The following is a 23,789-nucleotide window of genomic DNA, read 5'->3' as shown; positions in this document are numbered from 1 at the left end:
ATATCGACTCTTAACTAATTAAAGTATGAAATTTAAAAAAAAATAACTCATAATGAAAAAATAAAAGATAATAAGAAGTATTTCCCCATTCCAATTCATATGGGATGGAAGAAGGAAAATATTCTTTATCTGTCATCTATAACATTATGAGTCCTATCATCATCATATTCTCCGTATTCACAACCTGCATTCTCTATCTTTACATGGTCAATCAATGTGCCGTCCTTTTTTCATAAGCTTTATCTCACCAAAGCCGTTACCACCATTCCAAAGACGGGTGTGTAGCTTCTTACCGGTTGGAGCTTCATAATTAAAGAGCAACATCTCATCACGCTTGCAATAAAGCTTCATTTCCATCTTGCTGTCCTTATTACTTGCATTGATAAACCATTCATTCAACTCTTCACCTTCCTTAAATCCGAAATCAACCTTTACCATATTCCAGAATCTTGCAAAGTTATATTCATACATCTTTCCTTCATAATAGAATCCTATCAGAAGCTTTCTAGGAAGTGAAATACCAAATGCCTTAGGCTTTCCTCCACCTGCTTCAAAGGCAGAGTTGTTAAGCTTCTCTCCAGTAATGAGGCTTGTTAGATTGCATGAGGAGATCCATAGCCAAGGGCTTGTAAAGTCTGCTCCCCAGTTCTTGTCGGCATATCCGAATGACTTTTCTGGAATAACCTCATATTCGACCCCATCAAGCTCAATGGTTCCGCTGTATTGAGTCTTTATTCCTTCAGCATGCCAAAACATTTCAAATGAATTAAGTTTTCTAAAGAGAGTGTTAGCTCCATATCCCACATTAAAAGTGATTTGCTTGTCAATGTCCAAGTCCCATTTCATCTCTCCTGCATCACACATGTACTCCGGATGGTCACGTGCTTCCTCCTCTGTAACCTTACAGTATCCGGTCATATGTTTTTCAGTTAAGCTGAACTCTCCAATCTTAACATCCAACTTGTCATCTGGACATTCGAAATCCTTCATGGAATAGAAATTATGAATCTGCTTAGGCTCCTTACCCCATGCTCCTACCTTCAGCATACAGTAGGATGGCTTTTTCCCTGCTTCAATGTTTTTAGGGTCTTGGCCTAAGGTAGGCTCATCCTCAGCAAGAGCAGGATTGCACACAAAGTATTCTATAAAGAAAGGTCTTGGTTCCCCAGTTTCCTTATTGTATGCAGTGAGGGAATGCCACCACCAGTCATAGCCTTGCTTTGCAAGGGGACCCTTTAGCATATAATGGTCTCTTTTTAAATCACTTACATTCATTAGTAATCCTCCAAAATGATATAATTAATTTAATAATCAAGTTAAGAATATTAAATAAGTCAATTAAAATAATATCTTATTATTTATTTATATTTTCTTTATAATAAATAGTTTGTTATTTAAATTTGAAAAAAATAGGAAATTGACTATTAAATCAAAAATTAACTATTATATAAAATATAAAATAAATTTAAATTATGAACATAATAGATTTGAATGAAATTAGATTAAAAATTATAGAAAAATAGACTTGATAAAATAAAATAAAAAATGTGATAATTGAAAAGGATATAAAAAACCTAAAAAATAATAAGACCAAAACCCCCAAAAAACAAGAAAAAAATAAAAAAAAATAAAAATAGGTTTTAATAATTAAATTAAAATATTAAAGAGGGAAATTAAATAAAAATGAGTGTTGCCTAAAATAAAAGCAAAATAATAAAGTTGGAGTTAATTTTAATTCTAAATGCTATAAATTAGGCAAACACCCGCATAACAAGGAAATAAATATAAAAATAAAATTATTCATTGTATCCACAACAAGTTTTCTTATTGTGGTTATGATGAGGAATATTTGGATTTGCATGGTCAGGCATTGGTTTTCCACATGTCAAAGGACCTTTTCCACGTGCAGAACCACAACATCCTCCCCTCATTTTATTATGAGCAAGAATTGCTTCAATATCCAAATCCTTTACTTCTCCTAATAAATCAATATTTTCACTATGGCACTTAGGACAAATGCTATGTTCTCCATTTAATGTTATCCAAGTAAAATCACAGTCTTTACAAGTATATTTTAAATTTAAAAGATTTTCCATATTAATCACCTTATATTAAATTCAACAAGAATTCTAATTGTTAAATAAAAAACAAATCAAAATTACTATAAATTACATTATGAATATATATTCATAATCCTATATAAATATATAATAATAGTAAAATATATTTAACATAAAGTAAATAATATTAAACATTAAGTAAAATAAACTATACCTAAAATAAATAATATTAGAAATTAATAAACATATAAAAGAAGAAATTTTTGTGATAAAATGAGAAATAATCTAAAAATATATAGGGCAATAGAAAATATTACTCAAAAGGAATTAGCAGATGAATTAGGCGTTAGCAGACAGACAATTGTATTGATTGAAAATAATAAAAATGATCCGTCATTGGAATTAGCCTTTAAAATAGCCCATAAATTTGATGTGAAAATCGAAGACATATTTATTAATGATTCTAATAAAAAATAAAAATCTTTGGAATGAAAAAAAAGCATTACTCATTTGAAAAAAATATTTGACCTCATAAAAAAATCCTTATTCTTAAAAAACAAAAAAAAAGAATTTAAAAGAAGATGAAATTATAAAAACACATCAATGTCTTCGTCATCAATGATTGTAAATACAATGTCCTCTAAAGAAGCATCGTCGAAATTTAAGCATATCTTACCCTCATCTTCTTTGGAAAAGTCTAAATGAGCTCCTTCTCCATCGAATCTGTCGATCATTTCATAAAAGTGCAAGAATAACTTTTCTTCAACATCTTCAACAATTTCAGGAATTCTTCTAACATCATCCCAATCTTGAGATTCAATTACAAAACGACAAAATCCATCCATTGATGAAATGCTCTTTTTATATCTGACCAAATCAATTACAGAAAGATTTCCAGCTTCTATCAATGCAGTAATTCTACCAGTTTCTCTTGCAAGTCTTCTAATCCAGATTAATTGTAATTGTCCAAATTCATTCATGAAAAATACCTCTAAAAAGAAAGTTCTTTTCTAAATAGCCCAAATATCCAAATTAATATTTAGAGCTTAAATGCTCACAAATATAGATTATAGTCTAAATCAAATATTAAGAGCTTAAATAGATAGAATAATTAATCTATTAGATTCAAAACCAATTTAAAAAACAATAATCATATGAATTGTTTAAAAGCCGAAAAATAATCAATTCATACAAAAACCATCCAATAAATCAACTTCAATTAATAGAATAATTATATACCCACCAATCATCCCAATATCTTTAAATCAGGACTACCCCTTCTTGTCCTGACAATATTGGGAAGAAACCCACCCCTGATCTATTTAAATCCCAATGATTTACCAAAAGAAAGAAGAAAAACCCTATAAGATGATACACAAATGACAAACAATGCAAAACAAATCAAGGAGTGATTAACTATGATTAAATGGTGCATAGAGTATATTAAAATATGAACAAGAAAGAAACAATATAGTAGTTTTAAAAGGTGTAAAAATTCTTACTTGTGGTGAAATCATTGGCGTACATTAAAATCAAATACCAATACCAAATCAAATGAATTCATTAATGAATTAGATTAATGAAACCAATCAATTCAATACCAATATTCAAACTTTAATGCTTACAAGATATAAGGGCACGGTTATATATAAAGTTTTACATTTTATAAATTTAAGTGGAATTAACAATGAGAAAAACAGCATTAAAAAATTATATAAATTCAAAAATATAAAATAAAAGATATGAATATAAAAGAGTTATTTATAGAATCCCTAAAAGACAATAAGAAACTAATAATAGGACTATATGCATTTTTTATAATAGTTTTCATTGCAGCTTGGATTATAACCGGTCCGAAAATGCAGGCCATTGCAAGCAATGTAACTGCAATGAATGGTCCTGGAGGAGCCCAAAGCAGCGCAATTGAACTTTTCATCCATAACGAACTTGGAGGAATCATTACATACCTTGCATCAGTATTCTTTGGAATTGCTGCAATTGTATTGCTAGGATACAATGCATTAAATTTAGGAAGCATTGGACAATTATTCAATCATTTCATGCCAAATGGAGGAATCTTATACCTAATTTACCTAATTCCCCATGGAATATTTGAAATTACTGCAACAGTCCTTCAGTCCGCAGCTGGAATACTATTGTTCCTATTCATTTGGAGGTTCATAAAGGCATTTAGAAGCAAGGATACAAATGGGGCCTCTGACGCATTTGAGATGACTAAAAAGACACTGATTCAGAGCATAGTGCTAATGGTTATTGCAACAATCCTCTTACTTATTGCCGCTCCAATCGAAGCATATTTCTCAACTGCATTTTCAGAATTTATTATGGGGTTTTTAGGACTTAGATAAAGAAAATTAGTGTGAAAATAAAAAAAGAGACCTAATTAAAAAAAAATAGCACTAAAAAAGACAGAATTAAAAAATTTTAGTTCTAAAGAGACCTAATTAAAAAAAAATAGCACTAAAAAAGACAGAATTAATAAATTTTAGTTCTAAAATAAAAAAAAAGAGAATAAAATAAATATTTTTATAATTAAGAGAGTTTCCTCTCTTAATTTCTTATTTTAAAATAATTGATTAAAACTCCGCATCACCTAATGCATGATGGCATTCACAATCATAGTCTACAGGCAGATTCTTAATTGTATTAAACAGAAGACTAATCAATTCTTCCTTTTTTACAGCCATTATTTCAATTATCTCTTCCACTCCTAATTTATGCTTGGCAATGGAAGTGCAATAATTGGATACAATGGCTATGGAAGCATAGCACATCTCCTTTTCCCTTGCAAGAACAGCTTCAGGTAATGTAGTCATTCCCACAACAGTTCCGCCAATCATTTTAAACATCCTGATTTCAGATGGAGTTTCAAATCTAGGTCCTTCTGTACAAATATGGGTTCCACCATCTACAAGACCTCCATTTACACAATCAGAATTCTCTAGCAATGCATTTCTAAGCCTATTGCAGTAAGGCTCGCTCATGTCAATATGAACAACATCATCGTCATAGAATGTCCTATCCCTATTTACAGTAAAGTCCAAGAAGTCATCTGGAATTACTATGGATCCCGGGCCAATTTCCAAATCAACTGAACCTACTGCATTTGTAGCTAAAATCTGACTAACCCCTAACTCCTTTAAGGCCATGATATTTGCCTTAAAGTTAATCTTATGTGGAGGACAGGTATGTCCTTCTGAATGTCTTGGAAGGAAAACAACTTCTTTTCCTTCAATTTCAAATAGAGAAACCTGTACAGAGCCATATTCGGTATCTACTATCTTTTTCTCTATTGATTCTGCCATGTCTGTAATCTCATCGACACCGCTTCCTCCAATAATTGCAATCATATAAATAACCTCGCAAAAATAAATAATGAAAAATTAATATAAATAAACTAGTTTTAAAAAAAAAGTAAATGAAAAAGGACAGATGTCCTTTTTAAATTCTATAAATCAAACTAAATTCTTAATTAAGCCTTTTAAACCTATTAAGAACTATCCTTTTGTAACTGCTAGTGGAACAACCTTAGCAACCAGCTTAGCAATGCCAGCATCGTGAGAGGTCTTAACAACAGAATCCACATTCTTATATGCACCAGGAGCCTCTTCAGCTAACACAGGAGCTGAATTAGCTTTTACATGAATTCCCTTATCATTCAATTCTTTTTCAATATCCTTAGCAGTGTATTGCTTTTTAGCAGCAGTTCTGGACAATACCCTTCCAGCACCATGTGCAGTGGATCCAAAGGTCTCTTCCATAGCAACATCAGTACCATGCAAGATATATGAAGCGGTTCCCATGGTTCCAGGAATAAGGACAGGCTGACCTACATCACGATATTCCTTAGGAATCTCACGTCTTCCAGGACAGAATGCACGGGTTGCACCTTTTCTGTGAACAAGAACTTCCATATGGGAATTTTTAACCTTATGGACTTCCTTTTTAGCAATGTTATGGGCAACATCATAGATTGTGCTCATTCCCATATCTTCTGCATCCCTCTTAAATACCTCTTCAAAGGATTGCCTTACCCAATGGGACATCATCTGACGGTTAGCCCAAGCATAGTTTGCACCTGCAGCCATAGCCTTAAGGTATCCTGTAGCCTCTGGAGAGTCAATAGGAGCACATGCCAATTGTCTGTCTGGAAGCTTGATCTTATAGTTTCTATAAGCCTTATCCATCTTTCTTAAATAATCAGAACAGATTTGGTGTCCGCAGCCTCTTGAACCGCTGTGAATCATTATTGTAACATTTCCAGGCTCTAGACCAAATGCCTTTGCAACATTATCGTCATAGACTTCCTCAATCTTTTGAACCTCAAGGAAGTGGTTTCCAGAACCTAATGAACCTAATTGAGGAACTCCTCTTTTTTTAGCCTTTTTGCTTACGACTTCAGATTCGGCCTCTTCCATTCTCCCATTCTCTTCAAGGAATTTTAGGTCTTCTTCCCAGCCGAATCCACGTTCAACTGCCCACCAGGCACCATAATCAAGAACCTCATTGATCTCATTGTCCTTAAGCCTTATCTGACCTTTGCTTCCAACACCTGATGGAATGTTTTTAAAGAGAACCTCTGTAAGCTCCTTAAGATGCGGCTTGATTTCATCTTCAGTAAGATTGGTCCTAAGCATTCTTACTCCACAGTTAATGTCAAAGCCCACTCCTCCAGGACTTACAACACCGTTATTATAATTGAATGCACCTACTCCTCCTATGCTGAAACCGTATCCGAAGTGAATATCAGGCATGGCGATTGATGCCCCTTGAATACCAGGCATGCAGGCCACATTTGAAACCTGTTCAAGAGCACCTTCTTCAATGGTCTTTACAGCTTCATCATCAAGATACATCCTTCCAGGAACTCTCATTTCCTTCTTATAGTCACTTGGAAGTTCCCAAACATTTTCTCTAACTTTTACAAGACTTTCTCTAATTGACATAGTATCACTTAATGATTAAAATTAAAATAAAACTTTTGCATAAAAATTATAAATTAAATTTAAATAAACTTCTGCATAGAAATTATAAATTAAATTTAAATAAAACTTCTGCATAGAAATTATAAATTAAATTATAGTTTTAATTGTTATTATATTTTGTTTTATAATACATTTAAAATTAATTGTTTAAATTCCTTCGAATAAAAATAACTGGAAATAGATTATTAATAAAATATTTAAAAAATAGCTTAAAAGATTGTTAAAGGAATTAAATAGAGTTTTAAGAAAAATTGAATAAAAATAGCTTAAAAGATTGTTAAAGGAATTAAATAGAGTTTTAAGAAAAATAGGATAAAAATAGATTAAAAAGAAGTCTTACAAATCCAAAATAGCCCTAAGCTTAAAAACACCATCTTCCTTTTTTACACACATCTTATGAAAAGTGATGGCCTTAACTTCAGAGCGTGGAACATGAACGTCCCAATTGATTTCCTCACCAGATGCAATGCAATTTAACTTATAACCATCCTCTGTTTTATCTATATCAACCTTAAACTCACTGAAAAACAAGAATTCAGTATCTTGAAGGAATAAGAACTCATCCAAATAATCATATAAAAGAGAAACCAAATCCTCTGATTCGACCTCAAACTCACGGGTTTCGCTAGTTTTAACCTTATCTATATCAGTCACCACATTAAACATAGCTAAAGCAGCATTTTCGTAAGCCTCTTCCAGAGTATTACCATAAGCATAAAATCCAATATCTGCAGTAACTTCAAAATATTCGAATTTTTTCTCCCTTTGATTATTTTCACTCATAATTGCACCACAATGAATTAAAATCATTTATTAGTTTCTAATATTATTTCTAATTTAATGATATATAAAATAAATTGAAAAATCACTTAAAAATCTAAGGCTTAAAAAGAGATGAAAAAATCTCTTAAAAATTTCATATTAACAATTAAAACACTCTAAATATCAGTGCAATTTTACACTTGAAATACACCTTGATTAGTTTTCAAATGCTCTCTTGCTCTTTTTTTATATACTCTTTAAAACTTACTATTAGTACACATGAAAAAATTTAACTAAAGGCGAGGTGAAAATGATGGTAAGCCATAATAACAGAACTTGTGATTTAAGAAAAAAACAAAATTTAAGAGATCCTTTGACTTTCAACAACCTTAGAATAAACATTAAAGATTGCATGGTAATATTTGTAGTGTTTACAGTATTGCTTTTATCTATTTTAGCTGTAAGTGCAGCTCCAAGCCCAGATTTTATGCTCTGGGTATAAATAAACACTCCTCAGAATATCTGAGTAAAAGTATCTTAGAAAAATGTTCTGAGTATAAAAAAAGCCTAAAACAAATGTTCATGGCATAAAAAAAAGCCTAGAACAAATGTTCGCGGTATAAATAACCAAACCCATTATCTATTAAAGGATGTGTGCAATCAATACTATAAAACTATGAATATTATCCTGCATAGTATTCACAGCCGCTTTATTTTAAAAAACTATTAAATTAATCATTTAAAAAAATGACCCAAATTTAATATTTTAATAATTGAATAAATCGAAACAAGAATTTATATTTAATCTAAAACTTCTCACATAGCTAGATTTAATATAAAACACAACACATCCTTTAATAATTTTCTTTTTTTTATAAGATTTAAAATAATTCGTTTATTTATTTACCAATTATATTGCTCTTTTTATTAATTAAATACGAATAGATACTTATTTTACTAAATAAATACTAAAATAGAAGTTATAAAAATGTAAAAATGAAAAAAGCTAAAAAGAGTTAAAAAAAAGTTGATAAAAATATGAAAAAAAATAAAAAGAGTTAAAAAAAAGTTGAATAAGCATTGGGCGGGCTTAATAAGAGTTTTAATAAAAAAAAAACCCTTAAATAAGAACAACTTAAAATAAATAGACAAAGAGTATGAATTATCTAAAGATTGCAACGTTTAATATCCTCTGGAGAGAATCTTAAAATTATCTCCCTGGAATTGCCTCTTACTCCTTTTCCTGTATACCTTGTATCAACCAATCTTAAGAATTCCAACTTTTCAAGGGTTCTGTTGAATGTCGCATAGCTTACTCCAGCCTGCTCCTTAAATTCCTTAGACAATGCTCCTGCTGTAACAACCTCATCCCTATCAATTAAGACCTTGATCATGGTTTTTTCTAAGTCATTCAATGAATTGATTGTTTCCATAAGATTAACAGAGCCTTGCTTTGCAACTGCCTCTTCAACATGCTCCAATTCTATGGTTCTGCTTGCATTGGATTCGGCAATGTTTCCGCTAACCCTTAAAAGGTCAATTCCCACTCTCAAGTCACCTACTTCATAGGTCTGATTGGCTATCTCTTCAATGATTTCATCAGAGACAACACCTGGGAAGAATCCTGCCTTAGCCCTATCCTTTAGAATGCTGAATATCTCGCTATAGTTATAAGGCGGAAATACAATGTCTTGAGGAATGAATACGGTATTTACATTCTTGTCAAGGGCGAATCGAAACTCCAAGTCTGAAAGGATTGCAAAGATTCCTGTTCTTACCCCTTCATATTCCTCATAGGCCCTAAGGATATCATAGAATACCTTGTTTGCATGAGGAGTCTGGAATAGATAGTTTACATCATCAAAGGCAACAATAAGAGACTTTCCATCTGAGGAAAGTTTATCCATAACCTTTTCATATACCCTTGAGAATGGAACTCCAGTCTCTGGAGGCTGATGTCCAAATATCTTTTTATGAATTTGAGAAAAGATTCCAAAACGTGTAGTGTGAAGCTGACAATTGATATAAACACAAACCACTTTATCTGTAGTCTTTTCAACCAATTCAAATACCTTTTTAATTGCAGTTGTCTTACCTGTAGCGCATGATCCTAATATTACTGAATTGGTTGGACGTCCACCTCTTATGGCAGGGCGTATAGCCATAGCCATTCCTTCCATCTGACTGTCTCTAAAATTATAGTTAGGTGGCATATAGTCTGGATTGAATGCATTTATATCATTAAATATTGTCTCGTCAAACATCAAAATATCTTCTATTGCCATATGATTAATTATATTGTAAGTAATATAAAAAACTTCTTTAAATTTGAAAAGTTTTTTTTGCAATTGAATAAATAATTTTCAATTCATTGCAATTAGTAAATATATGCTTTTACACTCCAATGTAATAAAAATCACCTTTTTTATTACACTCCAATGTAATAAAAATCACCTTTTTTATTACACTCCAATGCAATAAAATCCCTAGTTTTAATTACACTCCAATGTAATAAAAATCACCTTTTTTATTACACTCCAATGTAATACTATATTAAATAATAAAAAAAGCATTAAAAAAATCTAAAAAAGATTATTAAAATTGTCCTGAGCGAATTGATAAAAATAAGCTAACTCTCGCCCATTTACAAAGATATGGCTAACTGTTATAGCCACAGTCATTTCATAATCCTCATTGACCTTTCCCCAAGTTATCAAAGGCTGAATCTGATTGGAGCTTGCTGTGCAATTTGTGATTGAATCAAAATCCACCCAAGGAATGCAAGAGAAATTGGCAATATTCAGCTCATCTCTTTCGGTAGTCTTCACCTCAAAAGCGTCTTCTGTTCCATTTAAAATCTTCCTTTCATGCTCTTGAACATAATCATGCCAATCCAATATCTCATCAAATCTCTGGGGAGCCTTTACCCTCATCTCCTTATAGATTCCGCTATCCTCATCCATTATCGGGCAAACTGCATCCAGATAATCATATTCAATGACCTTTCCATTCACTATCCTTCGTCTCATTTCAGGGATTTCATTCAAGCTGTTGATTAAAGCAGCAAGAGATAATGTAAAAAAGGAAAGATCATTTTCCTTTGAATAATTCCACATCTTCTCCACATTCAAACGTGCAGACATGCTATATCTTGAAGATAGGAAATTATAAAACGGATTGTTCTTTAAGTCAAATTCAATTTCTTTCATGATAAAAACCCTAAACATCAAACAAAGTTAAAAAATATAATATAATCAAAAAATAAGAAATAAATTAAAAAATAAACAAAAAATAAAAGAATATGTAGAAAATTAACTATCGATTAAATTAATCACTTCCACATCCTCATTTTCCCTAATCCAATTTAATAACCTTTCAGCAAAAATAAGCTTTTTAGTCTTTATCTCATCGGCAGGGCCTGTCTCACCCTCAATGTTTGGCCTTGAATACTTGGTTACAACTGTTCCAAAGTCCATTCCAGCAAGAACCATCTCTTTTGCACCAAGCTCTACAACAAAGAACATTGCCCTATCTCCATCAGTGAATCCTCCAAAGTTATAGAGATTGCCTACTGGAACAGACTGGGTTGTTCCAAGGATCTTATTAAAGCTTGTTGTCCATAGGTCAATAAGCTCCTCATTGTTTCCATGGGCATGAATCACAAAGTATGAGCCAAGTGAATTTGCAGTCAAAAGGTCAGACATCTTGCCGTCTAAGTCAGTTGCAACAATATCTGGAACGACATCCTCTTCCAAAAGGGCTGTTGTAGCCCCATCGGCAGATACAAGCATGTATTTGCTTAAGTCATAGTTTTCCTTCAAGAATCTTATATGCTCCTTCAATGAAGGTCCTGCTCCAAAGACAATAAACTTATCAGTGTATCCCTTCTTAAGCATGATCTCATCATAGAACTCATCAATGGTCAAAAAACCATGATCTGCAAGGATTTCATCCAATAGGTCTGCAGTCTTCTCATCATCTTCCCTACGAAATCCAAAGGTATTAAGAATCTCTTCATACCATTCTTCCCATTCATTTATATCCATATTAAAACATCCTTAATGATTTAAATAATTCTAATTTAAATAGTTCTAATTTTAAATGATTCTAATTTAAATAGTTCTAATTTAAAATATCCTAATTTTAAATGATTCTAATTTAAGTAATCTATTTCAAATAATATTAAATTTAAATAATTTTAATTAAAAACTAAAACTCCCAATCTTCCAAATTACTAATTTCAGCACCAAAATGAACATTCAAAGGAGTAAGACTTGGCCTCCTCTCAACAAGCAAGCAATATCCATCGGTTCCTTCCTCATAATCCTCAATCAGTTCCGGAACATTCATGACAGTATCATTGCCATCATCATCAACCCTTTCAAGAATATTAAACTTCAGCATGCTATCTGCAAGTCTTGTAATCTTAATCTTATCCGATAATGGCTTAGATGGAATATTAAGATTAAATAAGTCAACGCCATCTGGCATGCCCTCATCCAATACCTTCTTTACAAGTTTTGCAAGGATCTTTTGAGCAAAACTGTAATCTGTATCCACATACCAATTGCCCTCATCATCCTGCTTAAAGCAATCGTCATCCAAAAACAATGAGCATGCAATGGCTGGAATGCCTAAACCAACAGCTTCAATCGCTGCACAGACAGTTCCAGATGTTGTTATCTGCAATCTGCTGATGTTTATTCCAGGATTTATTCCAGTTACAACAAGATCTGGAACCTCATCACACACATAATTAATCCCCACATTAACAGAATCTGCAGGAGTTCCAGACAAGCCATAAGCCATGCTTCCATCAGCCAATTCATAGTTTTCCAAATACATATGCTTCATGATATTGACCTTGCGGCCTACAGCGCTGTTGTTTTCCTGAGGAGCTACGACAACCACATTGGCAAGCCCTTCAAGAGCCTGCTTGCTAGCCAATATCCCAGGACCCATAACCCCATCATCATTGGATATTAATATATTCTTCATATGAAACACTTCAGTTTTTTTATTGATTTATATTCTGTCTTTAATAATACTTATAAATTCTTAAAAGTTTCCAATAATAAAGAGAAATTAAAGATTTTGAATAATATTCATCAAATCATACAAACCCCTAATAAATCTAATAAGAAATATAAAATTTTTATTTAAATCTAGCTTTTATAAGTCTTATAGAAGCTAGAACCTTTTTTTATTTTTTTAAAATTCAACAAAAACTAGTTTTAATAAAACATAAATCATTTTACACGAATTAATTTATCAAATAACTCTTTCTAATCCCCCTAAATTACTAGATCGACTTATATACTGATATAGAACAATATTGAACTAGTTAAGTATTAGAGAACATATTAGAAATAATTAAATAATTATTCAAATAAAGATATAAATAATTTAAAAAAATTATAATAGGGGAAAAGTAAATGAAATTAAAAAGATATTCATACATAATAATGATATTTCTTGTTTGCATGATAAGCATCTCTGCAATAAGTGCTGCAGATGACTCATCAATAGCTACTGACGATTCAAACAAGATAATCAATGATAATAACAATCAGGACATTGTATTAGAAGAAAATGGACCCTCAACAAATATAGCTTTAGAAGACAAGAATTATAAAATTGAAAAGCCACAGCTTAAGGAAAATAGCCCAGGCAATTTTACCGATTTAAATTATCTAATAAATGAGGATGAAACCACCCGCCATAACACTACAATCACTTTAGACCGTGACTACATCGGCGGTGAGAAAGGCATAAGAATCGATCGTCCCCTAATCATTGACGGGCAAGGGCATACATTAAATGCATCCCAAAATAACAGAGTCTTCCATATTACTTCAGAAAATGTTACCCTTAAAAACATCATTTTCACAGGAGGTAGATCAGATTATGGTGGCGCAATTTACTGGCAAGGAGACAATGGGAAGATAATCAATTGTAACTTTACTTACAACACAGCCACTAAATATGGCGGTGCCGTTTTCTGGGGAGATGACGAATTTGAAGGTACAGCTGACCAAACAATAGCTAAAGATGGAATTATAATAAACTCTAATTTCATCTCCAATAAAGCGAATGTAGGAAATGGAGAGGCCTGGGAAAATGGCGGAGGCGGAGAAGGTGGTGCAGTTTACTGGTATGCCAATAATGGAACCATATGCAACTCCTATTTCCATAATAATCGTGCCGGTGGACAAGGAGGCGCCATCACTTGGAAAGGAAATGATGGGATCATATGCAATAACACCAACTTCACTGCCAATAGTGCAGGAGATTCTGGCGGTGCCGTTTTCTGGCGTGGAGATAACGGAACCATAAGCAATAACTGTGAGTTTAATAATAATATAGCCTATGGTCGTACCAGTGATGGCATATCCAGAGGAGGAGGAGCTATTTTTTGTCATGGCGAAAATGGTAAGATAAGCAACTGCTCTTTTATGGAAAACAGTGCAAAACCTGAAAGTGAAAGCGGTAAAGGAGGAGGAGCAATTTATGCTGAATATAATACTTTCATCACAGATTGCATTTTTATAAGAAACTCTGCAGATTATTATGGAGGTGCAATTCTCATATTCAGAACAGGTGATGTCTATAGAAATATCTTTATAAACAACACTGCCTTAAACGGCAACACTATAACATTAAAAGGAATAGGCCATTCAACCATAACAAACAACATTATCCTAAATAAGACAAATGCAATCTACTGGAATGAATCCGACTATACAATCGAAGCTAATTGGTTTGGAAACAATGCTACACAATATTCAGAACCTTATGAATACTCACAAACCTGGTTGTTTTTAAATGCAACAGCAAATCCAAACCCTGCACCATTCAATATTCCAACTGAAGTGAAATTCAAGCTATGGCTCTACAATAAAAAGACTAAAAAAATAACAGAATATGACAATTCCTTACTGCCAACTATCCAATTAAGCTTAAGCCAAACAAAGGGAAGCATTAATAAGGAGACTGCAGGATTGGATGACCCAATCAACTATACTGCAAATGAGGTAGGAACAGGAAGCATAACTGGAAAAATGGAATGGATAACAGATAGCATCTTCTTTGAAATCGTAAATGACCCTAAATTAGAGGTATCTGTTAATCCTAGCGAAATCGACTACGGAGACAATATTACCCTCCATCTCGGATATGAGGATGAGGCTACAGGAACAGTAAACATCAGCTTTAAAGGAAGTACACACGAAAAAACAATAGAAAACATTCCTTTAAACAAGACTATCACAATTACAGAGTCCATTTTGCCAGACGAATATACCGTTACTGTATTCTATTCAGGAGATAATCAATTCTCAAGAGCAAGTAAGACCGCAGATGAAAAATTGAAAATAAATCAAAAGAATCCGAATATGACAGTGACATCCTATGAGATCTATGTAAATGACACTAACGGAGTCATGTTTAGCATAAAGCTAGATAAGGATGCCACAGGAAAGATAATTCTTACAGGAGACATTGGAAGGGAAATCAATCTGACTGAAGGCAGCATAAAGGATGGGAAAAGAATTATTGAAATTAAAAACAATGGTTTTGATCTTGGCAAATACAATGTCACATTTTCATATCCTGGAGATGAGATATATTGGGAATATGAAACAACTGCCCTCTCAGAGATTAAAGTCATAGAAACCAAAATAATTCCACAAAAGGAAGAAATAGTCTTAATAATTGGCGATAAGTCAAAGATAAACTATACCATAAATCCAAGCAATGCAGTTGGAGATGTCACTTTCACAAGCAATGACACAAATGTGGTCAAAGTCAATGGAAGCGGAGATATTGAGGCAATCGATAAAGGACAGGCCACAATCACAATAAAATTCTCTGGAAGCAAAGACTATGCCCCTTCAAATGCAACTGTAAACATAACAATCGGCAGGGAAATGGCTAAGTTAACTGCCGAAAACATTACTGTAACATATAATGCTGAAGGATACCTTAAGGTTGCCTTAAAGGATAGTAAAAACAAGTCAATAAGCGGAGCCATATTGATTGTAGACTTAATCAATAAAACAAATTACACTACAGACTCCAACGGAGAGATAAAAGTCCCAACAAAGTCATTGGCTGCTGGAAACTATACTGCAAGCATAGAATTTGAAGGAAATGATAAGTACTTGCCAGCAAACACAACAGCAGGAGTTACAATCGAGAAGGATAATCCTAGATTGACTTCAAACAATATCACAAACAAATATCATACTGAAGATTACCTGATAGTGAGCTTAAAGGACAGTGCATCAGGACCTATAAGCGGTGCCGAGCTTACTGTATACCTAAATGGAAGCGAAACTTATAAGACAGATGGAAACGGACAAATAAAAATCCCTACTAAAGACTTGCTTCCAAACATATATGTGGCAAATATAAGCTTTGCAGGCAATGAAAACTACACAGAAGCAAACGCAAGCGCAAGCATAAACATAACTAAACTAGATACAAGGCTGAATGCAACAGACACAATCACAAAATACAATGTAAATAAAGATATGATAGTCACCTTAAAGGACATTGATGGAAATGCCATAAGCGGTTTGAATATACTTGTAGATCTGGACGGAGTTAAAAATTACACAACAGACTCCAACGGAGAGGTAAAAGTGCCAACAAAGTCATTGGCTGCTGGAAACTATACTGCAAACATAGCATTTGAAGGCGACAATATCTATATTGGATCAAATGCAACAGCAAAGGTCACAATAGAAAAAGAGAGCACCGAAATAAGCGCTACAAATGTCAGCGCAAAATATGGCTCAAACCAAAGCATGATAGTCACTCTAAAGGACAGCCAAGGCAATCCAATAAGCGGAGCTAAAGTCTCTGTTGAGATAGATGGCAAAAAGGACTACACTACCGACTCTAATGGACAGGTGAATGTTCCAAGCAAAAACATAGTTCCAGACACTTACAACGCGACCATTACTTTTGCTGGAAATGAGAACTACACCTCTTCAAACACAAGCGCAAGCGTGGTCATAAAAAGAGTCAAAACTGCACTTAACTACACAGACATGAATACAACTGCATTTGATTCAAATATTGAAGGAAGAGTAGGAGAGTATTTCAGTTTCCAATTGCTTGACGAATATGGAAAGCCATTATCCGGAAAACAGGTCTTCATTGGATTTAATGGAGTTAAATACAACCGTACAACAAATGAAACAGGAGAGGCAAGGCTTCAGATAAACCTGAAATATGCAAACAATTACACATTTGCCATAGCATTCCTTGGAGATGAAAACTATAGCGGATCATTCAATTTTGCAATTATCAGTGTAAGCGAACAGACTCCAAGCTTATCCACAAGCCCTAAGACATATAAGGCAAGTGCAAAGACAAAGGCATTGACTGCAACATTGAAATCCTATAAGGGAACAGCAATTCCGGACAAAAAGATTACTTTTACTGTCAATGGAAAAACATATAGTGCAAATACCAATTCAAAGGGCATAGCAACTGTGAATGTAAGTCTAAACAAGAAAGGAACTTATAACTTTACAGTCCAATATGCAGGAGATAGTACTTATAAGAAGATAAGTAAAAGTGAAAAGCTTACTATAAAATAAGCCTAAAGTCTTTAAATTCTATAAAATTATATTTAAATCTAGCTTTTATTTATAATAGAAGCTAGAATCTTTTTTTATTTTAATAAAACCCTTTTTAAACCACTAACTAATTTAATAAAAAAAATAATCTTTTACTATTTTAATAAAACCCTTTTTAAACCACTAACTAATTTAATAAAAAAAATAATCTTTTACTATTTTAATAAAACCCTTTTTAAAATTATTATTCTTCTTATTACATAACCTACATTCTTTTTTTACTTTAACAAACAAGCCCTCATAAATAAAACTAAAAACTACTCCTTCTAGAACCAAAACAACTAAAAAACACTAATCCTAGTTAACTATTAATAAAACAATAAAAAATTAGAAATAATTAAATAATTTTTTAAATAGAACTATTAATATTTAAGGACTAATATATGGGGAAGCGTCTAAATGAAATTCAAAAAATATTTATTTATTCTGCTAATAGCTCTTATTTGCATAATCAGTGTCTCTGCAGTTGCTGCATCTGATGCAAATGACCCTATTAGCCAAGACAATAATCAAGGACTAGTTTTAGAAGAAACAAATCAGGATCTTTCGATAACTAAGACTAAAGAAATAGTGGAATCAAGCACCAATAAAGAAATTAGCCTAGAAGACAACAAAGTTATTTCTAAGGAAAATAAGAAAACAAGTCTTAAAGATGAAGAAACAGACTCATTCACCAATCTAAATAATCTAATAAACATAGACAACCCCAACAACCATACAATTAGCCTAAATTGCGATTATGTCCTCTTGGAAGAGGACTGCACCTACATTGACACTGAAATATTAAGTTCCTCAAATCTTACAACATCCCACATCTTAAGGGATGAGGGAAGCCTGCCGATTGACTTGAATCCAAAAACATATAAAGCCCGATTAATGGTTGAAAATTCCAATGACCAATCCATTGAAGTGATAAAAACCACAAATATAGAAGGATCCTCATTCTGGCTCTTAAATCAGACCATAAACAATAACAGCAATAGTGAAATCACATTAGATAGCAATTACACATTTAATTCCAGCGCAGATTCCGGATTTATAAATGGGATATACATCAACCGCAGCTTAAAGCTGAATGGAAACGGCATTACAATAAACGGATTGGATGAAGGACGAATCTTCATAATCACTGCAGACAATGTGACCATTACAAACGTCAATTTTGCAAATGGAAAATCTGACAAGGGAGGAGCCATCCTATGGCTTGGAAAAAATGGAAATATCAGCAACTGTAACTTTACAGACAATATGGCAACATCTGGAGGAGCCATCTTTTGGGGAAATACAAATCTAACAGATTATTATAGCAATGGACAAGGGGATGACGGCACCATAATAAACTGCAATTTCATTGGAAACGAAGCCCAAAAGGGAGGGGCAATGTTTTTCCATACCGGCGGAGCCACCATAAAAGATGGTTGCACCTTCCATAACAATACTGGAGGCCAAGAGGGAGGAGCCCTATTTTGGCTTAACTATGGCGGAAGGATAGAAAATAACTGCAATTTCACATTTAACACTGCAAAAGGTTCTGGCGGCGCAATCTATTGTCCTCAAGTAGAGATACTCAATAACTGCATTTTCCAAAACAACACAGCCCAATCCAAAATTGAAGAGAGAATAATGAAAGGAGGGGGCGCAATCTATTTACAGAAAGGAGGAACAGTAAGAGACTGTACATTCATAGGCAATATTGCTTTAAACGACGAATCAGATGGATTGAGATTTTATAAAGGAGGGGAGCCATTTACATTGAAAGGAATGCCTCCGTTTCCAACTGCACCTTCATAGATAACCTTGCCGAAAAAAGCGGAGGTGCAATAAACGTCTATGAATCCGGAAACATCTCCAATTGCATATTTACAAACAACACTGCAGATTTAGGAGGGGCAGTTCAATTCTCCCTTGCAAATGGAAGCTTAGAAAAGTCCATAATCACTGAAAGTCATGCCAATTATGGAACAGCAATAGGATTGTACATCTCAGAGATAGAGATTAATCAAAACATTATCCTAAACACTGAAGGCAATAAAATATATCTAAACAATTCCCCTAAAAGCAATATACACGATAACTGGTTTGGAAACACTCTGCTGAACTATGATGAGGTGCCATATGAAGGCTGCACAAATTGGATATTCCTAAATGGAGAAAGCAACCAGGTCTCACTGGAGAATCCGATCAGCTTTGAAATCACATTTACCCTATCCTCTTTCAATAAGAATACAAAGAAAATAAGCAACTATGATGATAGAAAGCTTCCATTCAATCTAACAGCACATGCAGAGCATGGAATCTTAAATCCGAACAGTAATCTTTTAGGAAAAACAACAATATATGAAACAGAAATCATCAATGTTGAGAGAATAATCGGAAATATTGCAAATATAGATTCAGAATTTGAAATAATGGAGTTTTTAGTCACTGACGGAACCACATTCTATGACTTGAACCAACTCATCAACAACAACAGCAATAATGAAATCAATATAAGCGGAAATTACACATATCATGATGATATAGACTTTGAATTTAAAGAGGGAATCAATGTCAACCGCAGCCTAATCATTAATGGAAACGGATTTACAATAAACGGATTAAACTCCTCACGCATCTTCAATATAAATGGAGACAATGTCACAATAAATAATATTTCCCTTATAAACGGAAATGGATATGAGGACACCTACGACAGTGACGGAGGAGCCATATACTGGAAAGGAGCTGACGGAACCCTGATTCAAAGCAATTTCACAAACAACAGCGGATATAATGGAGGCGCCATTCTCTGGGAAGGAGACAATGGAAGAATAATAAACAACACATTCAAAAACAACAGCGCATTCGATGGAGGAGGTGCCATCACCATAACAGTAGAGAGAGGAATAATAATAAACAACACATTCACAAACAACAGCGCATCCTACGATGGAGGCGCCATCTACCTAATAGCAAGCAGTGGAGAGATAATAAACAACACATTCACAAACAACAGCGGATATAAAGGAGGCGGAATGATCTGCTATGCAGATAATCTAAGCATGATCAACAATACAATGGAAAGCAACATTGCATCCGACGACAATGGAGGCGCCATTCTCTGGGAAGGAGAAATAGGAAGAATAATAAACAACACATTCAAAAACAACTACGCCTCTGAAGAAGGAGGGGCTATCAGCATAAGAGGAGAGATAGGAGAGATAATAAACAACACATTCACAAACAACAACGCATCCTACAGAGGAGGAGCCATCAGCATAATAATAACTAGTGGAGAGATAATAAACAACACATTCACAAACAACAGCGGATATAGCGGAGGAGGAATACTTTGCTATGGAAATAATGTAAGCATAATCAACAATACAATGGAAAGCAACATTGCATCCTACGATGGAGGAGCACTTTACGTCAGCATGGATTATGCAATGATAATAAACAATACAATAAAAAACAACAATGCATCCGACAATGGAGGAGCAATCTACTGGGATAGATATAAGGGAATAATAAGCCTAAACACAATCGCCAACAATAATGCAAATCATGGGGGAGCAATCTACTATGAGGGATATTCTTCAAATCTTAACTATAACATCATCTTAAACAATAAGAATAGTGAAATCTATTTCGACAATGTCAGAACTTTCAACGGAAGCAATAATTGGTTTGGAAACAATGCAAGCAATTATAATTTGAATCCAAACACTAGCTTCGAATATGACAATAGCCCAAATGTAACCCTTAGTGATTGGCTATTTTTAAATGGAACAGCAAATCCAAAAATAGTGAATGCCTTTGAAAGCTCCCAAATCTTATTTAAATTATATTCCTATGACGGAATATTGATAAGTGAATATGACAATTCCCTAATAACAGACACCAAGCTAAACTTAAGTGCAGAAAGGGGAAGATTTGACAAGACAAGCGCCAGTTTCAATGAGCCGATAAACTATACTGCAATAGAAGGGGGAAGAGATACAATAAGAGGAGCAATAGATAAGAGTGGATACAGCATAAATCTAACAAACAGGAGAGTATCCTCAAAAATTGCAATGGATACTAAAGAGATAAACTATAGCAGAAATGCATCAATCAAGCTTAATTACAATGACTTTGCAGGAGGAAATGTCACAATAAGACTAATGGGAGAAAATAATGAATACCTCTTTGAAAACATGACCCTGAACAAGACAATATTCCTTGGAGTCATAAATAGGGACAGTTACAACGTAAGAATAGAATATTCAGGAGATAGGTCATTCCTAGAGGAGAACATAAGCGAAAGCCTTATAGTGAATAAGGCAGGAACAAAAATAGTTCCAACAAATGACACAATAGACCTAGGCATAGGAGAGAACTCAAAAGTCAACTACACTTTCTATGTTATAGATGATGAAGGCCAATACATAACTAACCCAGAGGACATTGGAAACATAAGCTTCAAGTCAGATGGAAGCGCAGTCGAAGTAGATTCAAAGACAGGGGAAATAAATACAATTAAGGAAGGAACTGCAAACATCCTAATAAGATTCCAAGGAGATGAAAACCATCTTGATTCCAATGCAAGTGTATATGTAATTTCAAGTAATAAAATAAGGACCAAAATAACAGCAGAAAACCTAACAACAGATTATAAAAAGGATGACTACATCATAGCAAGATTAACCGACCTCACAGGAAAACCGATAGCCAATGCAAAGCTGATTGTTGAACTTAATGGCACAAATAACTATACAACTAATTCAAAGGGAGAGATAAAAGTCCCAACAAAAGGATTGGATTCAAATGAATACATAGCAAAGATCATCTATGAAGGAGATGAAAGCTACAGATTTTCAAATGCAAGTGTAAGACTAATAGTGAATAAGCTAAATACAGAAATAACTGCAAATAATATCACAACAATCTATAATATAACTAAAGAATTGGTGATTAGACTAAAAGACGTCAATGGAGACCCAGTAAGCGGGGTTGAACTAACTGTTGACCTGAACGGAATGAATAATTATACAACAGATGATAATGGACAAGCAATAGTGGAAATAAAAGGATTGATTCCTAACAATTACACAGCAAAGATCACATTTGAAGGCAATGGAAACTATAACAAGGCCAGCACAGAATCAGATATAGAAATATTAAAAATTCCAAGCATTTTAAATGGAACAGACATGACAGTAAACTATAAGGAAGATAAATATTTGACAGTTAGCCTAAAAGACAAAGATAATAAGCCTATCCATAATGCAAGTATCTCAGTTGAATTAGAGGGTATTAAAAATTACACTACTAATTCTGATGGGCAAATAAAAGTTCCAACAAGCAGTTTACCTGCAAAAAACCATACAGCAATGATTAGATTTGAAGGAAACGAAATTTACGAAAAATCAAATGCTACAGCGAAAATAACTGTAAATAAAATTTCCGGCAAATTGACTGCAAGCAATGTCACTGCAAGATATGGAGACAATCAGAACCTAGTTATTAGTTTAAAAGACAGCAAGAAAAATCCATTAAGTGGTTTTAAAGTGTCTGTTGACTTAAACGGCAAAAAGAACTACACTACAGATTCTTCAGGACAAATCAAAGTTTCAACTAAAGATCTAGTTCCAGACACTTATAAGGCAATCATAGTCTTTGCGGGAAATGAGAACTATACAGGATCAAATGCAAGTGCAAGTGTGAGAATAAATAGAATAAATACAACATTCAAATACACAAACATGAATACAATTGCTTTTGATTCAAATATAGAAGGACGTATTGGAGAATATTTCCGCTTCCAATTGTTGGATGAAGATGGAAAACCATTATCTGGCAAACAAGTCTTTATTGGATTTAATGGAGTCAAATACAATAGAACAACAAATGAAACAGGAGAGGCAAGGCTTCAAATCAACTTAAAATATGTCAACCATTATACCTTTGCAATAGCATTCTTAGGAGATGATTATTATAAGGGAAGCTTTAATGTTGCTTTAATCAATGTGACTGAACAGATTCCAGTCTTAAGCACAAGTGCTAAAACATATAAATCAAGTGCAAAGACCAAGACTTTGACTGCTACTCTTAAATCATCTAGAGGACATGTCCTTGCAGGCAAGAAGATTAGTTTTACACTTAATGGAAAGGTATACACTGCAAATACAAACAGTAAAGGTTTAGCAAGTGTAAAGGTCTCTTTAAGCAAAAAAGGAACTTATAGTTTTACAGTTCAGTTTGGAGGAGACAGTACTTATAAGAAGGTAACTAAAAGTTCAAAACTTACAATAAAATAAACAGAACTCTAAAACCCTCTATAAAAATAA

At 33.4% G+C, this 23,789-nt stretch carries 16 protein-coding genes; 6 read left to right on the top strand and 10 right to left on the bottom strand.

Going from position 1 to position 23,789, the window contains the following annotated elements:
* Nucleotides 1-207: 207 nt before the first annotated feature.
* Nucleotides 208-1,275 carry a tocopherol cyclase family protein gene (locus MRU_RS02195; protein WP_012955234.1) on the bottom strand — a complete coding sequence of 356 codons (1,068 nt, stop codon included), beginning with the start codon at nucleotides 1,273-1,275 and terminating at the stop codon, nucleotides 208-210.
* 521 nt (nucleotides 1,276-1,796) lie between these two features.
* Nucleotides 1,797-2,096 (bottom strand): DNA-binding protein, encoded by a 300-nt coding sequence (locus MRU_RS02190; protein ID WP_012955233.1) that lies wholly within the window; start codon nucleotides 2,094-2,096, stop codon nucleotides 1,797-1,799.
* 237 nt (nucleotides 2,097-2,333) lie between these two features.
* Here MRU_RS02190 and MRU_RS02185 point away from each other — a divergent pair, with 237 nt between their 5' ends.
* Nucleotides 2,334-2,537, top strand: coding sequence for a helix-turn-helix transcriptional regulator (locus tag MRU_RS02185; protein ID WP_012955232.1), 204 nt, complete (start codon nucleotides 2,334-2,336; stop codon nucleotides 2,535-2,537).
* A gap of 110 nt (nucleotides 2,538-2,647) precedes the next feature.
* Here MRU_RS02185 and MRU_RS02180 read toward each other — a convergent pair whose 3' ends face one another.
* Nucleotides 2,648-3,040 (bottom strand): hypothetical protein, encoded by a 393-nt coding sequence (locus tag MRU_RS02180; protein WP_012955231.1) that lies wholly within the window; start codon nucleotides 3,038-3,040, stop codon nucleotides 2,648-2,650.
* Nucleotides 3,041-3,802: 762 nt separating this feature from the next.
* Between MRU_RS02180 and MRU_RS02175 the strand changes: the two genes are divergently transcribed.
* A complete protein-coding gene (locus MRU_RS02175) occupies nucleotides 3,803-4,429 on the top strand; it encodes a stage II sporulation protein M (protein ID WP_012955230.1) in 627 nt (208 codons plus the stop codon).
* Between the two features lie 228 nt (nucleotides 4,430-4,657).
* Here MRU_RS02175 and mtnP read toward each other — a convergent pair whose 3' ends face one another.
* The 3 genes from mtnP to MRU_RS02160 all read right to left on the bottom strand — a co-directional run bounded on the left by mtnP (nucleotide 4,658) and on the right by MRU_RS02160 (nucleotide 7,849).
* Nucleotides 4,658-5,431, bottom strand: a complete 774-nt coding sequence (mtnP, locus tag MRU_RS02170) for an S-methyl-5'-thioadenosine phosphorylase (RefSeq protein WP_012955229.1) — start codon at nucleotides 5,429-5,431, stop codon at nucleotides 4,658-4,660.
* Between the two features lie 147 nt (nucleotides 5,432-5,578).
* Entirely contained in the window at nucleotides 5,579-7,027 is a 1,449-nt protein-coding gene (locus MRU_RS02165) for an RtcB family protein (RefSeq protein ID WP_012955228.1), read from the bottom strand.
* A 375-nt stretch (nucleotides 7,028-7,402) separates the two neighbouring features.
* On the bottom strand, nucleotides 7,403-7,849 hold the full coding sequence (locus MRU_RS02160) for an archease (protein WP_048812373.1): 447 nt from the start codon (nucleotides 7,847-7,849) through the stop codon (nucleotides 7,403-7,405).
* Between the two features lie 292 nt (nucleotides 7,850-8,141).
* Here MRU_RS02160 and MRU_RS02155 point away from each other — a divergent pair, with 292 nt between their 5' ends.
* Entirely contained in the window at nucleotides 8,142-8,330 is a 189-nt protein-coding gene (locus MRU_RS02155) for a hypothetical protein (protein ID WP_048812372.1), read from the top strand.
* 664 nt (nucleotides 8,331-8,994) lie between these two features.
* Here the strand turns inward: MRU_RS02155 and MRU_RS02150 are convergent.
* The 4 genes from MRU_RS02150 to surE form a co-directional block, all read right to left on the bottom strand.
* Nucleotides 8,995-10,113, bottom strand: a complete 1,119-nt coding sequence (locus MRU_RS02150; protein WP_012955225.1) for an ORC1-type DNA replication protein — start codon at nucleotides 10,111-10,113, stop codon at nucleotides 8,995-8,997.
* A 297-nt stretch (nucleotides 10,114-10,410) separates the two neighbouring features.
* Nucleotides 10,411-11,037 carry a CatA-like O-acetyltransferase gene (locus tag MRU_RS02145; protein ID WP_012955224.1) on the bottom strand — a complete coding sequence of 209 codons (627 nt, stop codon included), beginning with the start codon at nucleotides 11,035-11,037 and terminating at the stop codon, nucleotides 10,411-10,413.
* A gap of 102 nt (nucleotides 11,038-11,139) precedes the next feature.
* Nucleotides 11,140-11,874 (bottom strand): 6-hydroxymethylpterin diphosphokinase MptE-like protein, encoded by a 735-nt coding sequence (locus MRU_RS02140; protein ID WP_012955223.1) that lies wholly within the window; start codon nucleotides 11,872-11,874, stop codon nucleotides 11,140-11,142.
* Between the two features lie 163 nt (nucleotides 11,875-12,037).
* Nucleotides 12,038-12,826: a 5'/3'-nucleotidase SurE gene (surE, locus tag MRU_RS02135; protein ID WP_012955222.1), complete on the bottom strand. Its 789-nt coding sequence runs from the start codon at nucleotides 12,824-12,826 to the stop codon at nucleotides 12,038-12,040.
* A gap of 437 nt (nucleotides 12,827-13,263) precedes the next feature.
* Between surE and MRU_RS02130 the strand changes: the two genes are divergently transcribed.
* From MRU_RS02130 to MRU_RS02120, 3 genes are all read left to right on the top strand, one after another.
* Nucleotides 13,264-17,439: an Ig-like domain-containing protein gene (locus MRU_RS02130; protein ID WP_012955221.1), complete on the top strand. Its 4,176-nt coding sequence runs from the start codon at nucleotides 13,264-13,266 to the stop codon at nucleotides 17,437-17,439.
* A 438-nt stretch (nucleotides 17,440-17,877) separates the two neighbouring features.
* Nucleotides 17,878-19,269, top strand: a complete 1,392-nt coding sequence (locus tag MRU_RS02125) for an adhesin-like protein (protein WP_012955220.1) — start codon at nucleotides 17,878-17,880, stop codon at nucleotides 19,267-19,269.
* A gap of 182 nt (nucleotides 19,270-19,451) precedes the next feature.
* Entirely contained in the window at nucleotides 19,452-23,759 is a 4,308-nt protein-coding gene (locus tag MRU_RS02120; protein WP_012955219.1) for a right-handed parallel beta-helix repeat-containing protein, read from the top strand.
* Nucleotides 23,760-23,789 lie beyond the last annotated feature (30 nt).

Origin of the sequence: Methanobrevibacter ruminantium M1, from assembly GCF_000024185.1 — an archaeon.
Lineage (GTDB): Archaea > Methanobacteriota > Methanobacteria > Methanobacteriales > Methanobacteriaceae > Methanobrevibacter > Methanobrevibacter ruminantium.
The sequence above is the reverse complement of the archived record's forward strand: the minus strand, read 5'-3'. Positions and strand labels throughout refer to the sequence as shown.

Excerpts from the sequence above, each read along its gene's own strand:
- MRU_RS02195 (WP_012955234.1), bottom strand. The coding sequence starts at position 1,275 with ATGAATGTAAGTGATTTAAAAAGAGACCATTATATGCTAAAGGGTCCC.
- MRU_RS02190 (WP_012955233.1), bottom strand. The coding sequence starts at position 2,096 with ATGGAAAATCTTTTAAATTTAAAATATACTTGTAAAGACTGTGATTTT.
- MRU_RS02185 (WP_012955232.1), top strand. The coding sequence starts at position 2,334 with ATGAGAAATAATCTAAAAATATATAGGGCAATAGAAAATATTACTCAA.
- MRU_RS02180 (WP_012955231.1), bottom strand. The coding sequence starts at position 3,040 with ATGAATGAATTTGGACAATTACAATTAATCTGGATTAGAAGACTTGCA.
- MRU_RS02175 (WP_012955230.1), top strand. The coding sequence starts at position 3,803 with ATGAATATAAAAGAGTTATTTATAGAATCCCTAAAAGACAATAAGAAA.
- mtnP (WP_012955229.1), bottom strand. The coding sequence starts at position 5,431 with ATGATTGCAATTATTGGAGGAAGCGGTGTCGATGAGATTACAGACATG.
- MRU_RS02165 (WP_012955228.1), bottom strand. The coding sequence starts at position 7,027 with ATGTCAATTAGAGAAAGTCTTGTAAAAGTTAGAGAAAATGTTTGGGAA.
- MRU_RS02160 (WP_048812373.1), bottom strand. The coding sequence starts at position 7,849 with ATGAGTGAAAATAATCAAAGGGAGAAAAAATTCGAATATTTTGAAGTT.
- MRU_RS02155 (WP_048812372.1), top strand. The coding sequence starts at position 8,142 with ATGGTAAGCCATAATAACAGAACTTGTGATTTAAGAAAAAAACAAAAT.
- MRU_RS02150 (WP_012955225.1), bottom strand. The coding sequence starts at position 10,113 with ATGGCAATAGAAGATATTTTGATGTTTGACGAGACAATATTTAATGAT.
- MRU_RS02145 (WP_012955224.1), bottom strand. The coding sequence starts at position 11,037 with ATGAAAGAAATTGAATTTGACTTAAAGAACAATCCGTTTTATAATTTC.
- MRU_RS02140 (WP_012955223.1), bottom strand. The coding sequence starts at position 11,874 with ATGGATATAAATGAATGGGAAGAATGGTATGAAGAGATTCTTAATACC.
- surE (WP_012955222.1), bottom strand. The coding sequence starts at position 12,826 with ATGAAGAATATATTAATATCCAATGATGATGGGGTTATGGGTCCTGGG.
- MRU_RS02130 (WP_012955221.1), top strand. The coding sequence starts at position 13,264 with ATGAAATTAAAAAGATATTCATACATAATAATGATATTTCTTGTTTGC.
- MRU_RS02125 (WP_012955220.1), top strand. The coding sequence starts at position 17,878 with ATGAAATTCAAAAAATATTTATTTATTCTGCTAATAGCTCTTATTTGC.